This is a genomic window from Thermococcus sp. PK (genome assembly GCF_000430485.1).
Taxonomy (GTDB): Archaea; Methanobacteriota_B; Thermococci; order Thermococcales; family Thermococcaceae; genus Thermococcus_A; species Thermococcus_A bergensis.
The window spans coordinates 99875-101076 of the sequence record NZ_KE387150.1; the positions used below are offsets into that span (position 1 = coordinate 99875).

1 protein-coding gene and 1 pseudogene are annotated in these 1202 nt (G+C 42.2%); both read left to right on the top strand.

Annotation, left to right across the window (positions count from 1 at the left end; all coding sequences use genetic code 11):
- The coding region (locus tag THEPK_RS13810; protein ID WP_198011311.1) for a hypothetical protein at window positions 1-206 on the top strand (206 nt) is incomplete at its 5' end.
- A 277-nt stretch (window positions 207-483) separates the two neighbouring features.
- Window positions 484-1202 (top strand): annotated as a pseudogene (locus tag THEPK_RS12675) (IS982 family transposase); the annotation flags it as partial.

Sequence of the window (1202 nt, forward strand, 5' to 3'; positions counted from 1 at the left end):
CCTATCCCCTGTGTGCCTTGGAGTCTCAGTATCGGCCGATTGTTAAGAAAACTAAGAACGCTCCAGGTGGTTTTGGTAGTAAGAAGAGAGACAGAGTGTTTTCTGAAGAAGAGTACAGGCGTAGGAATCCTCATGAGGGGTTCTGGGGTGCGTTTACAACGTGGTTTGGCAGTAGGATCCCCTGTTTTCTGAAAAAGCTACTGTAACCCGAATCCTGCTTGGGGTAATGTGTTATGGTCTGAAAATCCTCCTCAGAGTCAAATACTGTTTAAATAACAGGGGGTGAAACTAAACACGCCCAACAAAAAACTTATTAAGATATATGGAACTATAATAGTTTTGAAAACTTTACCGAGGTGTATAGAAATGCCCGACGAACCATCCGACAAAGCAATAATTATGGCAGAAATTGTAGGTACATTTCTTACCCTAGTTCCCATTAGATCGTTAGAGTTATAAGCACTTAAGTCTTTTGGTTGATTGGTGGTTGTTATGAACTTTCAGCAGGAAATCCTGATCATAAAATCCGAAATCTATCCGATAATCAGCAAACACTACCCGAAAAACACTCACAGGGAAATAATCAGCCTCTACGACCTAATAACCTTCGCAATACTAGCACACTTGCACTTTAACGGAGTTTACAAGCACGCTTACAGAGTCCTAATCGAAGAAATGAAGCTGTTCCCCAAAATCAGGTACAACAAACTAACAGAACGCTTGAACAGGCACGAAAAACTCCTGCTCCTAGCGCAGGAAGAATTATTCAAAAAACACGCCAGAGAATACGTTAGAATACTGGACTCAAAGCCCATTCAGACCAAGGAGTTGGCCAGAAAAAACAGGAAGGAGAAGAAGGGTTCTTCAGAAATCATCTCTGAAAAGCCCGCAGTTGGGTTTGTTCCCTCTAAAAAAAGTTTTACTATGGGTACAAGCTGACCTGTTACTCTGATGGAAATTTGCTGGCTTTACTGTCTGTTGATCCGGCGAATAAGCATGATGTGAGTGTTGTCCGGGAAAAGTTCTGGGTGATTGTTGAGGAGTTTTCTGGCTGTTTTCTGTTTTTGGATAAGGGTTACGTTAGTAGAGAACTTCAGGAGGAATTCCTGAAGTTTGGCGTTGTTTACACGCCGGTGAAGCGGGAGAATCAGGTTAGTAATCTGGAGGAGAAGAAGTTTTACAAGTACTTGTCTGACTTTCGC